The organism is Sinorhizobium chiapasense (assembly GCF_045277575.1).
Taxonomy (GTDB): Bacteria; Pseudomonadota; Alphaproteobacteria; order Rhizobiales; family Rhizobiaceae; genus Ensifer; species Ensifer chiapasense_A.
The window spans coordinates 1,896,536-1,908,947 of the sequence record NZ_CP144206.1; the positions used below are offsets into that span (position 1 = coordinate 1,896,536).

Sequence of the window (12,412 nt, forward strand, 5' to 3'; positions counted from 1 at the left end):
CCGCGAAACCAGAGACCAGCGCCTCTTTGATCAATTTACCGACGGAACCGTTCGCAACGAATGGAGCTGGTGAAGACGACAAGCCGGCTTTGCTCGGAGCTGGTGGTGAACTCGTCGATAAGGCAAAACCTCGCGCGTTCTTTTTGAGGTCCACGAAAACTTCGATACTAAACGCCACGCGAAGTTTCGACGGGATCTATACCGCAAGCTCGACGAACTTGGATATGCATACGATGTCATCCCGCTGAACGCTAAAGATTACAGCGTGCCTCAAGACCGGAAACATTATTTCCTCGTGGGCATAAGGAGTTCTGGGCGAAGTTCGCGGCCCCCACGTCCACCAGAACACTTAATCTCCGGGAGGCCCTTGCCGACATCGCGTTCCCCGAGCGCAGTTCGTATGCATTGATCCCAAAGAACGGAAATGCCGTTCTTCCCTGCGATCGCCAGGCTACCTTGGCGTCCCAGCGATAGGGGTGTTGTCGAGCCACATCCGATGCAGAATAACCGCCAGGCGTCGGGCGACGGCCACGATGGCCTTTGGCATCCCCCGACGCCGCGCAACCGACAATCCCCACAGCTTGAGCGGCGAGCTCCTTTTCGAGATCCGCAAGAGCGCGCCTGCGGCTTCGACCAGCACCCATCGGATGGCCCGGATCGCCGCACTTGGAGATGCCTCGCTCTCGGTCGATCTCCCCGGACTGATAGCGCGATGGCGTCAGGCCAAAGTGAGCAGGCACGGATCGCGATCGTCCGAACCGAGCCGGCCGTCGTTTACTGCCTACTGCCGTTCGACGACGGCTGTTCTGTCCGGATGGAGGTTCTCTCGTGTCATCCTAAGGTGATCGATCAGAAGTCGATCTCCCGGCGGAATCTGAGCTATTTTGCTCGGATGTGCCTCTACCAGTTCCAAAAGCATAAGGCCCAGCTTTCGCCAGGCCTTCATGAAGTGTCCATTACCGTGGTGTACGAGACCAAGGCCGTTGGGCTTTGGTTGACATGACAGCGACCTTTAAGTCAGCCTGCCTAAACAAATAGATAAGTGTGGGACTGCCTAACTCAAGGGCTTCGAACTCACCTGTTATCCCAGCAGGGAGTGAGGAGTAGCATATAGATAGGCTCTGTATCAGGGCGTTACAAGCGAATGCCACCGCATTCTACCGAATGCACAGTCGGAACTCCAACTACGCCCGCCTCTTCAAATGCCTCACGGGCAGCGGGCGGGTCGATCCGTCCAACCACTCACAGCTCGTGAACGGTGGCGACCTGTCGCTTGAGGCAGTCGATGAGCGCCTGAGCCGCGAGCGACAAGGGAACACCGGACGCAGTCGCAACGCCGAAATCCTGGGTCAGGTGCGGCGAGAATGGCCGGATCTCGATCGGCAGATGGCGATGCAGGTTGGCAAAGAAGCTGCTGATGATGGCAACGCCGAGGCCATAGGCCGCATAGGCGCATGCCGAACTGTTGCTGTGGGTCTCGATCTTGACCTTCTGCGGCACGCCCGCCTTGCGGAAGATCTCGTCGAGCATGACCCGTGTCGGCCGGCGGCGGCCAATCAGGATCAATGGCACGCCGCGCAGTTCCTTGGGCGTGAGGGTCTCGTGTGCCGACAGGGCATGTCCCTTTTCCATCACGCAGACGCTGACCCCGGTTGCGACCGGCTGCATCTCGATGCCAGCGCTCAGTTGCCCCTCGTAGCGCAGGAAGCCGAAGTCGATGATGCGCTGTTCAACCAGACGGGCGATGGCCACGGTCGTATCGAAGAAGGTCTCGATCCGCACGCCGGGAAAATCCTTGGCGTAGTCGGAAAGCATCGCCGGAGCAAAGGTTTCGGACATGCTGTTCGGCAGACCGATGCGCACGACCTCGGGACCGACGGCGCCGCTGCGCAGATCTTGCGCCAGGTTGGTGAAGCGGTCGATACCCAAGAGGATGTGCTCGGCATCCTCGGCAAGTTTCATCGCCTCGGGTGTCGGTATCAACCGGCCCTTGTCGCGAGCAAACAGCGTCAGAGACAGGTCTTCCTCGAGCTGCTGCAGGAGCCGGCTGACGCCGGACTGGCTGAGCCCCATGGTCTTGGCGGCCGCGATCGTCGATCCGGTCGCCAGGAGCGTGCGCAACACTTCCAACTGTCGAAAATTCACGCCGCTTCGCCCCTCGAGCTACAACCTTTTCCCGTGTTTACGGGAAGGCGCTCCGTCAAGGAAGAGGGTGGATTGAATGCGGTAAAATCGAATGGAGGCTTCAACGTGAGGAGCGCGCGAACGCGCTCCTCGAAAAGCGTTTCGTCAGGCGTTGGCACGTACCGGATGATTGAAACGCTCGGCAAAGACCTCGATCGATCCGCTGCCGAAGTTGCGCAACTGGCGTCTGGTCAAGACAGACATGACCCTCGCCGCGGTCGACACCGTCATTTCATCGAGCGGACCTTCACCGCTCCAGGGTTTGTTCAGCCGATCCGTGACAATGCCGATGAGGTTTGCCGGCATGATGTCGGTGCAAGGTTTCATCCATTCGAAGACCTCGCTGATCGGAAGCAGCTTACCTTCGAACGCAACGAGCGGCTCGGGCATGCCTGCGCCCCAGTCGTCATAGGCCTCCAGAGCATCGCGAAACAGGTTCTGCAGCGTGATGGGGGCGTGCCCTTCGTGTAGAGCAGGCAGGAAATTCGTCATTTGTGTCTCCTTCAGTGTTCAAGGCCGGGAAACGCGAATGGCCAATTCTGTCAGCATGTATTTGTGTTCGTGTCAGGTGGCCGATATTCTGTGGCCACGCGACTGGTCAAACTGCGGGCGATGACGCAATGCGCAAATCGGGCGATGGTTCCCTGTGCCGCAGACATTTTTGGCGGAAAGCCGGCACGCATGAACGCCGCGTGCCTCGACCTAGATATCGTCTCATGGTCTCCCCCCGACTCGATATTAACGATCCAGCCCCGAAGGTAAACACCGGTCGCCATCGCGGCAGAAACGAAAATCTCAAATCGATAATTTCTATAGAATATACTATCTTACTCGGTCTTGCCAGATAATTCACTGATATGCACCTCAATCGATAGGGAGCAGTCACATGGGAACGATCTCGCGGCTTTCAGAGAAAACACGAGCCCCGGCGCACCGGATCGAGAGCGAGGAGGAAGCGCTGTCGATCGCCCGGGACTTGGCTGCGGAATTCGCCAAGAGCGCCAACGAGCGGGATACGGATCGCATCCTGCCCTTCGACGAACTCGATGCGCTGGCTCAATCCGGCCTGCTCGCGATCACCGTGCCGCCGGAATATGACGGCATCGACGTTTCCAATGCGGTTCTGGCGGAGATCACCGCCATCCTCTCGCAAGCCGATTCCTCGATCGGTCAGATTCCGCAGAACCATTTCTACATTCTGGAAGCGTTGCGCACCGACGGGACGGAGGAACAAAAGGCCTTCTTCTTCGGCCGGGCGCTTGCCGGCGACCGCTTCGGCAACGCCCTTTCCGAGCGCGGCACGAAAACCGTCGCCGACTATGCAACACGGCTGACGCCCGATGGCCTCGGTTTCCGTCTGAACGGCCGCAAGTATTATTCGACCGGCGTGCTGTTTGCCGAATGGATCGTCGTCTTCGCACTCGATCCGAATGAAAAGCTGACCATGGCCTTCGTGCCGCGCGGTGCGGAAGGCTTGCAGATCATCGACGACTGGGATGGCTTCGGACAACGCACGACCGGCAGCGGCACGACCGTGCTACAAAATGTCCATGTCACCGCCGATGCGGTGGTGCGCCACCACCGCGGCTTCGAGCGACCGACGACGATCGGCTCCGTCGGCCAGATCATCCACGCCGGCATCGACCTTGGCATCGCCCGGGCGGCCTTTGCCGAAACGCTCGAGTTCGTACGCAACCATGCACGGCCCTGGATGGACAGCGGCGTCGAGCGCGCAGCCGATGATCCCCTCACGATCGCCCGCATCGGCCAGCTCGCCATCCGCCTGGAGGCGGCGACGGCCACCGTCGAACGGGCGGGCAAGAAGGTCGATGTCGCGCAGATCAATGGCACCGAGGAAAGCGTCGTCGAGGCAACGCTTGCCGTTGCCGCGGCGAAGGTTCTGACCACCGAGATCGCTTTGGAAGCGAGCAACACGCTCTTCGAACTGTCGGGAACCGCCTCGACGAAGATCGGGCTCAACCTCGACCGGCATTGGCGCAACGCCCGCACCCACACGCTGCACGACCCCGTGCGCTGGAAGCATCACGTCGTCGGCAACTACCACCTGAACGGCGTCAAGCCGCCGAAGAACGGCGCGCTTTGATCCCATCGACAGCGCACTGGCGGCCCGAGGCATGACCGGCGCTTCGGGCAATGCCCAACCTTGCCCGAAGGAGAGCTCAATGAGTCGCGAAATCCGGCTGAATGCCTTTGACATGAACTGCGTCGGCCATCAGTCGCCGGGGTTGTGGACCCACCCGCGAGACCAGTCCTGGCGCTACAAGGATCTCGACTATTGGGTCCATCTGGCGAAGACGCTCGAGCGCGGCAAATTCGACGGGCTGTTCATCGCCGACGTGCTCGGCGTCTATGATGTGCTGAACGGCAATGCCGAGGCGGCGCTTCGGCATTCGGCCCAAATCCCGGTCAACGACCCCTTACAGCTGGTGCCGACGATGGCCTATGAGACGGAACATCTGGGCTTCGGCCTGACGGCGTCGCTCTCCTTCGAACACCCCTACACCTTCGCCCGCCGCATCTCGACGCTCGACCATCTGACCAAGGGGCGCGTCGGCTGGAACATCGTCACCTCCTACCTGAACAGCGGCGCACTCAACATTGGCCAGGCGCAGCAGACGCGCCATGACGACCGGTATGATCTGGCCGAGGAATATCTTGAAGTCTGCTACAAGCTCTGGGAGGGGAGCTGGCAAGACGGAGCGGTGGTGCGCGACCGCGCAACCGGCATCTTCACCCATCCCGACAAGGTGCACCCGATCAACCACCGCGGCCGTCATTTCACGGTCCCGGGCATCCATTTGAGCGAGCCATCGCCGCAGCGCACGCCGGTGCTCTATCAGGCGGGCTCTTCGAGCAGAGGCAAGGACTTCGCCGGGGCGCACGCCGAATGCATTTTCGTCGCGGCACCGTCAAAGGCGGTGCTGAAACGCTATGTCGCCAATGTCCGGGAGGCTGCATTGCGCGCCGGCCGAAACCCGCGCGAAATCCTCGCCTTCAATCTGCAGACTGTGATCCTCGGCGAAACCGATGCCGAGGCGAAGAAGAAGTTCGACGAGTACCGCAAGCACGTTTCCTACGAAGGCGCTTTGGCGCTTATCTCCGGCTGGACGGGCATCGATTTCGGCCAGTTCGCTCCGGACGAACCCTTGCGCCATCGCTACACCAATGCGGTGCAATCCGCCGTCGAGACCTTCACGACTATCGATCCGGACCGGGTCTGGACCGTTCGTGAAATGGCCGACTGGGTGGGCATCGGCGGCTTCGGCCCCGTCTTCGTCGGCTCACCCTCGACGGTTGCCGACCTCATGCAGGAATGGGTCGAAGACACCGATGTCGACGGCTTCAACCTCGCCTATGCGGTGACGCCCGAAACCTTCGAGGATACGGTCGATCTACTCGTGCCGGAACTGCAGAAGCGCGGCGTCTACAAGACCGATTATCGCCAGGGCACACTCAGGGAAAAGCTCTTCGGTGGCGGGCCAAGGCTGGTGGCGCCACATCCGGGCGCCGGCTATCGGGATCTTGGCGGACAACAGCAAACGATCGCTGTTTCGGCTTAAGGGCAAGGCTATCGTAGAAGCGCCGCCGGGACTTGGTCCAGGCGGCGTTTTTCTTGCTGGCAGAGCCGATCGTGCCGGTGGGTAGGTTCAGCTATAGAGACTGACCGGCGGTATCCGCCCGTTCAGCGCGAAGTCGCCCACCTCGCGCGCTTTGTATGCGACCGGGTCATGCAGCGTGTGGGTGCGGACGTTGCGCCAATAGCGATCGAAGCGATAGTGCCCCGCCGTGGCCCGCGCGCCCATCAACTCGAAGACCTTCGTCGTCACGTCGAGCGCAACGTGGGTCGAGTGAACCTTGGCCGCATAGGCCTCGATCGCGGCTTGGCCACGCGCCTCGGCCGTCACCGAGCGGCCCTGCGACAGCGCCGCTTCGACGACGGCGGCCGCCGCATCGGCCAAGGCGATCGACGCCTTCAGCTTTGCCTGCAATTCGCCAATCCGTTCGAGGATATAGGGATCATCGCTGGCGCGTTCGACGCCAGATGTGATCCAGGGGCGCGTGGTGCTACGCACATAGTCGAGGGCCGCGGCAAGCGCGCCTTCGGCCGTGCCGAGGTAGAAATTCACGAAGACGAGCTGGATCAGCGGCGTGTTGAATGTCGCTTGCACCGGAGGCGGATCGGAGGGATCGGCCAGCGGCAAGATGAAATCGCGCTCGTAGACCGGAAAATCACGGAACTCGACACTGCCGCTGTCCGACAGGCGCTGGCCGATATTGTCCCAATCATCGTTGGCGACATAGCCCGGCCGATCGGTCGGCACCACAAAGTTGGCGATCTTGCCGTCGATCGCAGCGTTAACGTTGATGCGGTCGGAGACATGGGCCCCGGTCGAAAAGGTCTTGCGGCCGTTCAGCACATAATGGCCACCACGCCGCTCCAATGTCAGGCCCGGATCGCGCGGGTTGACCGCGGCTCCCCAATAGAGCTGCCGCTCGACGGTCTCCGCCCCAAGCACCCAGGCCTGTTTGGGATCGGCAGCGGCCCAGTAGACATATTGGCTGTTGACGTAGTGATAGCCAAGCAATTGGCCGATCGAGCTTTCGCCACGCGCGATGATGCGCACCAGCCGAAGCCCGTCTACCCAGCTCAAGCCCGCACCGCCAACCTCCGGCGAATGCAGCGCGGTCAAAAGGCCGGACTGGCGGAGTGCGTCGATCTCTTCAAGCGGCGGTGCGCCGACGCGATCGAGCTCGGCGCCTCGGCGAGCGAAATCCTGCGATAGTGCCTCGGCGCGGACAAACAGCTCCAGCCGCTTTTCATCTTGTTCGGCGCTGCTGGCCGGTGCTTGTTCCCTGAGGAAATGTACGTTGCTCATCCGCCTCTCCTTGGTTGAGGCAAAATAATGCACTTATTCTATAGACAATAACAGCAACGTGATTCCACACGGAGGCGGCCACTGGAAATGTCCTACCGGCCACTGACCGCTTCAGCTGGCCTCCGCATCGCGCAGCGCCACGATCTCAGAGGCATTGTCGTTGGCTGCAAACTGCTCCAGCGTCATGTTGTCGAGGATCGAGGCGATCGCGTCGCGGACATCGCTCATTGACTTGCGCACATGACAGTTCACCGGATCGGCGCAATCGTCGCAGGCTTCGAAGGCGGTGCGGCTGGCACAGCGGATCGGCGCCAGCGGCCCGTCCAGCGTGCGGATCACCTGGCCGATGCGAATCTCGGAGGCGGGTCGGGAGAGCGAGTAGCCCCCGCCTGGGCCCTTCTTCGAACGAAGGATGCCGGCATTGCGCAATTCGAGCAGGATCGCGTCCAAGAACTTCTTCGGAATATTGTTCCGCGTTGCGATCTCGGTGATGAAGGCGGTCTCTCCGGGCTCCAGTTGAGCCAGGTCGACAAGGGCCTTGAGCCCGTATTTTCCTTTTTTGGTCAACATGTCACTTCGCTTTCGTGAACAAGAAGGCCGCCACAAGTCCGTTCCTCGGGCATCCACCGGAGGCAACGGGTTGTGACGGCCGCACTCTTTCGCTTAGGATGTCCTACACCCAAACCGCACCATTCTCAAGAAATTACGCAAGTTACTGCATAGATTTAGTGCGCTTTGTTGGCGCTTTCATGGCAAAACGAGAATTTGACCGGGAAGACCGCTAGCGTGCAAGCTTGTTCCGGAGGCAAGCAATCGCCAGAAGGCGAAATCAGCAGCCTCTATCGGAGCGAAAAGGGGAACGGGTAGCGCCGCACCGAACCGCGGGCGCGTCGAGACCGCCGTCACCAATATCAACGCAAGTTATTACACCGTGAGATGACGCCGCGCCTCTGCCGTATCCAGCGTCTCGGGCGGCCCCTCGTGAACCACGGCGCCGCGGTCCATGATATAAACGTGATCGGCAAGTTCCCGGCAAAAATCGAGATATTGTTCGACAAGCAGGATTGCCATGCCGGTCGAGTCCCGGAGGTAGCGGATTGCCCGGCCGATATCCTTGATGATCGAAGGCTGGATGCCCTCGGTCGGCTCGTCGAGCACCAGTATCTTCGGGCGCGTGACCAGCGCCCGGCCGATCGCCAGTTGTTGTTGCTGGCCACCGGAAAGATCCCCGCCGCGACGCCCGAGCATCGAGCGAAGTACCGGGAAGAGATTGAAGACGTCCTCCGGTATGGAGCGATCTGCGCGCTTCAACGGCGCGTAACCTGTTTCGAGGTTTTCCTTGACCGTCAGCAAGGGAAAGATCTCGCGGCCCTGCGGCACGTAGCCGATGCCTTCCTTGGCGCGACGGTAAGCTGCCATGCCCGCGAGTGCCACGCCGTTGAAGCCGATCGCACCGGCGCTGACCGGATGCTGGCCGGTGACGGCCCGAAGCAGACTCGACTTGCCGACGCCGTTGCGCCCGAGCACGCAGGTGATCCTGCCCATCTCGGCGGTGATCGACACGTTGCGCAGCGCCTGTGCGGCACCGTAGTGAAGATTGATGTTTTCGACGCTCAGCATGACGCGCCCTCCTCAAACAATTCCGGCATCGAAAGTCAGCGCCCGAGATAGTTCTCGATCACCTTCGGATCACTGCTGACGAAGTCGATCGAGCCTTCCGCCAGCACCATACCTTCGGCAAGGCAGGTAACCTTGACCCCAAGTTCGCGGATAAAACCCATGTCGTGCTCGACGACGACGACGGATCGGGTCTTGGCGATCTCCTTGAGCAGAACGGCCGTCTCGGCCGTCTCCGCATCGGTCATGCCAGCGACCGGTTCGTCGACCAGCAGCAGTTCCGGCTCCTGAGCGAGCAGCATGCCGATCTCCAACCATTGCTTCTGGCCGTGCGAAAGGTTGGCTGCGAGATCGTCGCGACGGGTCGCGAGCCGGATGGTCGCAAGGATTTCCTCGATGCGGATCTTGTCCTCGGCCGTCAGACGATAGAAGAGCGTTGGAAACACCCCCCGTTTCCGGTTGAGAGCAAGTTCGAGATTGTCCCACACCGTATGGCTTTCGAAGACGGTCGGCTTCTGGAACTTGCGGCCGATGCCGAGCGATGCAATCTCCGCCTCGTCCTTCTTCGTCAGGTCGATCTCGCCCTTGAAGAAGACCTGCCCCTCGTCAGGCCGGGTCTTGCCGGTGATGATGTCCATCATCGTCGTCTTGCCGGCACCGTTCGGACCGATGATCGCCCGAAGTTCGCCGGGCTCGATGACGAAGGAGAGCGCGTTCAGCGCCTTGAAACCGTCGAAGGAGACGGAGACGCCGTCGAGATAGAGAATGCTCGTCGGCTTGCTCTGGCCGATGGTCTGGTTCATGTCGCTTACTCCGCCGCCATGGGTTCAACCGCCAGATTGTCCGGCGCTTCGTTCGCGCGCGCCTTTCGTTCAGCGCGACGGCGGGCGAAATAGGCGCCGGCCGTCCCGACGACACCCTTCGGCAGGAACAGGGTGACGAGCACGAAGAGACCGCCGAGCGCAAAGAGCCAGAACTCCGGAAACGCGGCGGTGAAGATACTCTTTCCGCCGTTGACGAGGATGGCGCCGACGATCGGGCCGACCAGCGTGCCGCGCCCGCCAACCGCCGTCCAGATCACCACCTCGATCGAATTGCCGGGCTCGAACTCGCCGGGATTGATGATACCGACCTGCGGCACGTAAAGCGCGCCGGCGATGCCGGCCATCATCGCCGAGACGGTAAAGGCGAAGAGCTTGATGTGTTCCACCCGATAGCCGAGGAAGCGGGTTCGGCTCTCGGCGTCGCGCACCGCCACGAGCACCTTGCCGTATTTCGAGCGCACGATCGCAGCGGTGAGAATGAGGCAGAGCGCCAGCATCAGTGCAGAGGCGGCAAAGAGCACGGCGCGCGTGCCATCCGCCTGGATGTTGAAGCCGAGAATGTCCTTGAAGTCGGTCAGCCCGTTGTTGCCGCCGAAGCCCATGTCGTTGCGGAAGAAGGCGAGCAACAGCGCATAGGTCATCGCCTGGGTGATGATCGAGAGATAGACGCCGTTGACGCGCGAGCGGAAGGCGAACCAGCCGAAGACAAAAGCAAGCACACCCGGCACCAGCACGACCATCAGTGCGGCGAACCAGAACATGTCGAAGCCGTACCAGAACCAGGGCAGTTCCTTCCAGTTGAGGAACACCATGAAATCCGGCAGGAGCGGATTGCCGTAAGAGCCGCGCGCACCGATCTGGCGCATGAGATACATACCCATGGCATAGCCGCCGAGCGCGAAGAAGGCAGCATGCCCCAGCGAAAGGATGCCGCAGAAACCCCAGACGAGATCCAGCGCCAGTGCCAGCAGCGCATAGGTGAGATACTTGCCGAACAGCGACACCAGGTAGGTCGGCACGTGCAACGGATGGCTGGGCGCGGTCAAAAGGTTGAGCGCTGGAACGAGGAGCGCAAGGCCGAGGAGGATCGCCACGACAATGAGGATGCTGCGATCGAGCGATTTCATCAGAAACGAGGTGATCATGCTTCGACCGCCCTTCCCTTGAGCGCGAAGAGGCCGCGCGGTTTCTTCTGGATGAAGAGGATGATCAGAACCAGGACGAGGATCTTTCCAAGCACGGCGCCGGCATAGGGTTCCAGGAACTTGTTGAGGATGCCGAGCGAGAAGGCGCCGACGAGCGTGCCCCAGAGATTGCCGACGCCGCCGAAGACGACGACCATGAAGCTGTCGATGATGTAGCCCTGGCCGAGATTGGGCGAGACATTGTCGATCTGCGAAAGCGCCACTCCCGCCATGCCGGCGATGCCGGAACCAAGCGCGAAGGTGAGTGCATCGACGAAGGGCGTGCGGATGCCCATGGAGGACGCCATGCGCCGGTTCTGTGTGACGGCTCGCATGCGCAGGCCCACCGGCGTTTTCTTGAGCAGGAACAGAAGTGCCGCGAAAACCGTCAGCGCGAAGACGATGATCCACAGCCGGTTCCAGGTGATCGTCAGCCCGCCGAGATCGAAGGCACCAGCCATCCAGGATGGGTTGCCGACCTCGCGGTTCGTCGGCCCGAAGATCGAGCGCACCGCCTGCTGCAGGATCAGCGAAATACCCCAGGTGGCAAGCAAGGTCTCGAGCGGGCGACCGTAGAGAAAGCGGATGACGCCGCGTTCGATGGCAAGGCCGACGGCGCCGGTCACCAGAAAGGCGAGCGGCAGCGCGATCGCCAGCGACCAGTCGAAAAGGCCGGGATAAGAGTTGCGTATGACCTCCTGCACGAGGAAGGTCGTATAGGCGCCGAGCATGACCATCTCGCCATGGGCCATGTTGATGATGCCCATGACGCCGAAAGTGATCGCAAGCCCAATCGCCGCCAGCAAAAGGACCGAGCCGAGCGACAGGCCGTACCAGACGTTCTGGCCCGCGTTCCAGAACGCCTGGGTCTGTTCGATGCGGGCAATCGCCGCTTCGATGTCGGGTTTAAGCGAAGCATCGGCATTTGCGAGTGCGGATGTTAAAACAGCAAGCCCAGTGCGCCCATTGCCCTTGGCGAGGAGTGTTATCGCCTGGCGCTTTTCCTCGTCGCTTCGCCCCGACAGAAGGAGCGTCACGGCGCGCGCCTCGTCGAGAGCCTTGCGAACAGTTCCATCCTTTTCGGTCGCAATCGCGGCCTCGATCGCCTCGAGCGCATCGGCGTTCGGCGCCTGCAGCATGGATTGTGCCGCCTTCAGCCGCGCGCTCGTGTCATCGCTGAAAAGGGTCAGGCCGCCGAGCGCGCTGCGCACGGCGCGACGCACGGCATTGTTGACTTTGACCTTCTGCATGGCCGCCTTCGGCGCTTGACCAGCTTCTATTCCCGTCACGGGATCAATCAGCAGCAGATCCGCGCCTTGCGCTTTGACCAGGAAGACCTTGCCGTCGGACTTGCGCTGGTAGAGTTCGCCCCCGCCCAGCGCCTCAAGCACGGGAATAACCTTGGCGTCACCGGTCTTGGCGAGCGCCGAGATGTGCTCGTCCATATCAGAGAGTTTCGCGACGCCGAGTTGGTCGACCAGCGCGCCGAGGTCGTCCGCCGCACGGGAGCCGACCACATGGGTCGAAATCAACAGGCAGAGCGCAACAAACAGGATCTGCAGAATTCGGTACATTGCCCTCTCGCTCGGGTCTTACGCGTCGCGTGGGCGACGGGCGCTTCGGTCGAGGCTTTTTTGCGTTGAGATCCCTCCGCCCGGCCGCATCACCGGACGGAGGGATGCTCGCCCCCGGATTTCGTCATGCA

The 12,412-nt window shown here is 61.3% G+C and carries 10 protein-coding genes and 2 pseudogenes; 3 read left to right on the forward strand and 9 right to left on the reverse strand.

What is annotated here, in order from left to right; all coding sequences use genetic code 11:
- Nucleotides 1-199: 199 nt before the first annotated feature.
- Nucleotides 200-409: pseudogene (locus QM996_RS27605) on the forward strand (DNA cytosine methyltransferase); the annotation flags it as partial.
- A gap of 66 nt (nucleotides 410-475) precedes the next feature.
- Here the strand turns inward: QM996_RS27605 and QM996_RS27610 are convergent.
- The 3 genes and pseudogenes from QM996_RS27610 to QM996_RS27620 all read right to left on the reverse strand — a co-directional run.
- Nucleotides 476-770, reverse strand: a pseudogene (locus tag QM996_RS27610) (transposase); the annotation flags it as partial.
- A gap of 472 nt (nucleotides 771-1,242) precedes the next feature.
- Nucleotides 1,243-2,145 carry a LysR family transcriptional regulator gene (locus QM996_RS27615; RefSeq protein WP_334197060.1) on the reverse strand — a complete coding sequence of 301 codons (903 nt, stop codon included), beginning with the start codon at nucleotides 2,143-2,145 and terminating at the stop codon, nucleotides 1,243-1,245.
- Between the two features lie 144 nt (nucleotides 2,146-2,289).
- Nucleotides 2,290-2,676, reverse strand: coding sequence for a BRA0787 family protein (locus QM996_RS27620; RefSeq protein WP_173519712.1), 387 nt, complete (start codon nucleotides 2,674-2,676; stop codon nucleotides 2,290-2,292).
- Between the two features lie 394 nt (nucleotides 2,677-3,070).
- Here QM996_RS27620 and QM996_RS27625 point away from each other — a divergent pair, with 394 nt between their 5' ends.
- A complete protein-coding gene (locus tag QM996_RS27625) occupies nucleotides 3,071-4,288 on the forward strand; it encodes an SfnB family sulfur acquisition oxidoreductase (protein WP_334197061.1) in 1,218 nt (405 codons plus the stop codon).
- A 79-nt stretch (nucleotides 4,289-4,367) separates the two neighbouring features.
- Nucleotides 4,368-5,765: an LLM class flavin-dependent oxidoreductase gene (locus QM996_RS27630; protein ID WP_334197062.1), complete on the forward strand. Its 1,398-nt coding sequence runs from the start codon at nucleotides 4,368-4,370 to the stop codon at nucleotides 5,763-5,765.
- An 87-nt stretch (nucleotides 5,766-5,852) separates the two neighbouring features.
- On the opposite strand, the gene QM996_RS27635 is transcribed toward QM996_RS27630, so the two are convergent.
- From QM996_RS27635 to urtB, 6 genes are all read right to left on the reverse strand, one after another.
- Nucleotides 5,853-7,082, reverse strand: a complete 1,230-nt coding sequence (locus tag QM996_RS27635) for an acyl-CoA dehydrogenase family protein (RefSeq protein ID WP_334197063.1) — start codon at nucleotides 7,080-7,082, stop codon at nucleotides 5,853-5,855.
- Nucleotides 7,083-7,193: 111 nt separating this feature from the next.
- A complete protein-coding gene (locus QM996_RS27640) occupies nucleotides 7,194-7,652 on the reverse strand; it encodes an RrF2 family transcriptional regulator (protein ID WP_334197064.1) in 459 nt (152 codons plus the stop codon).
- 354 nt (nucleotides 7,653-8,006) lie between these two features.
- Entirely contained in the window at nucleotides 8,007-8,702 is a 696-nt protein-coding gene (gene urtE / locus QM996_RS27645; protein WP_334197065.1) for an urea ABC transporter ATP-binding subunit UrtE, read from the reverse strand.
- Nucleotides 8,703-8,737: 35 nt separating this feature from the next.
- Complete coding sequence (urtD, locus tag QM996_RS27650) at nucleotides 8,738-9,502, reverse strand: urea ABC transporter ATP-binding protein UrtD (RefSeq protein WP_334197066.1); 765 nt, start codon at nucleotides 9,500-9,502, stop codon at nucleotides 8,738-8,740.
- 5 nt (nucleotides 9,503-9,507) lie between these two features.
- The gene (urtC, locus tag QM996_RS27655) at nucleotides 9,508-10,668 is read right to left on the reverse strand and encodes an urea ABC transporter permease subunit UrtC (RefSeq protein ID WP_334197067.1); all 1,161 of its coding nucleotides are present in this window, start codon (nucleotides 10,666-10,668) and stop codon (nucleotides 9,508-9,510) included.
- A complete protein-coding gene (gene urtB / locus QM996_RS27660; protein ID WP_334197068.1) occupies nucleotides 10,665-12,281 on the reverse strand; it encodes an urea ABC transporter permease subunit UrtB in 1,617 nt (538 codons plus the stop codon). Before urtB ends, urtC begins: the two co-directional genes overlap by 4 nt.
- Nucleotides 12,282-12,412: the final 131 nt, after the last annotated feature.

What these genes read in the sequence shown, in the direction of transcription:
- QM996_RS27620 (WP_173519712.1), bottom strand. Translation starts at nt 2,676, where the DNA reads ATGACGAATTTCCTGCCTGCTCTACACGAAGGGCACGCCCCCATCACG.
- QM996_RS27625 (WP_334197061.1), top strand. Translation starts at nt 3,071, where the DNA reads ATGGGAACGATCTCGCGGCTTTCAGAGAAAACACGAGCCCCGGCGCAC.
- QM996_RS27630 (WP_334197062.1), top strand. Translation starts at nt 4,368, where the DNA reads ATGAGTCGCGAAATCCGGCTGAATGCCTTTGACATGAACTGCGTCGGC.
- QM996_RS27635 (WP_334197063.1), bottom strand. Translation starts at nt 7,082, where the DNA reads ATGAGCAACGTACATTTCCTCAGGGAACAAGCACCGGCCAGCAGCGCC.
- QM996_RS27640 (WP_334197064.1), bottom strand. Translation starts at nt 7,652, where the DNA reads ATGTTGACCAAAAAAGGAAAATACGGGCTCAAGGCCCTTGTCGACCTG.
- urtE (WP_334197065.1), bottom strand. Translation starts at nt 8,702, where the DNA reads ATGCTGAGCGTCGAAAACATCAATCTTCACTACGGTGCCGCACAGGCG.
- urtD (WP_334197066.1), bottom strand. Translation starts at nt 9,502, where the DNA reads ATGAACCAGACCATCGGCCAGAGCAAGCCGACGAGCATTCTCTATCTC.
- urtC (WP_334197067.1), bottom strand. Translation starts at nt 10,668, where the DNA reads ATGATCACCTCGTTTCTGATGAAATCGCTCGATCGCAGCATCCTCATT.
- urtB (WP_334197068.1), bottom strand. Translation starts at nt 12,281, where the DNA reads ATGTACCGAATTCTGCAGATCCTGTTTGTTGCGCTCTGCCTGTTGATT.